This is a genomic window from Priestia sp. P5_B4 (assembly GCF_056400385.1).
Genome location: NZ_JBFULJ010001231.1, coordinates 1 through 867, shown reverse-complemented (window position 1 = coordinate 867; position 867 = coordinate 1). Strand labels below are relative to the sequence as shown.

General features: G+C 39.0%; 1 protein-coding gene. It reads right to left on the bottom strand.

Annotated features, from left to right (window positions below):
- Positions 1 to 867, bottom strand: an 867-nt coding sequence (locus tag AC1DRF_RS30135; RefSeq protein ID WP_477742591.1) for a GAF domain-containing protein, incomplete at both ends; no start/stop codon positions are given.

The window sequence follows — 867 nt, the reverse complement described above, 5'->3', positions numbered from 1 at the left end:
CATTAATCATACGCAGCTCTTCAGACTGCATTTGCAGTTCTTCTGACTGTGTTTGAAGTTCTTCAGACTGAGCCTGGAGCTCTTCTGTCATCGCCTGAGATTCTTTTAATAGACGGGCAATTTCCATACGTCTGATTACACCATTGATAGTGAGACCAAACGTTTCAATCACTTGACTAATAAGTTCTTGCTCTAAAACTGTAAATTCGTGCAGCGATGCCAGCTCGATAACTGCAATTACTTCATCTTCAAACAAGACGGGTACAATAAAAATACTCTTAGGTTTTACGTCTCCTAATCCTGAAGCAATGAGCTGGTACGTGTCAGGTACATCGTTTATGACAAGAGTTCTTTTTTCTAAAGCAGCTTGTCCAATGAGCCCTTCGCCTATCAAAAAGCTCTCTCTTCCCGCGTCGCCTTTTCTATCTGCAAAAGCAGCTTGTTTGACGAATAGATCTCCTTTATCATTTTCCTCTCGAACATAAAATGCTCCGAAAGAAGCTCCTGTCATTTCTGAAACCGTAAAGAGAAATTTTTCCGCAAGCTTGTCTACAGATGCTATGCCTTGGTACATCGTTACAGCATGAGCAATGTTCGTTTGCAGCCAGTTTCGCTCTTCAATATTTTCTAACAACGCGTTCGTGGCTATCCCTAAATCTTTAATTTCATCATTAGATCGAACTTTAATTCTTCCTTTTAACTCGCCTTTTAAAGCCGTAATTCGTTTGATCGTTTGCGTAACTTCTTTAATCGTATTCACAATGGAATTGGATAAAACAATAGCGATAGCAAGTGAAATAAGCGTAACAAATAACAGCAAACCGTAAAGTCCAATTTTAATTTTTTGATTTTTCTCGTCTAACTCTG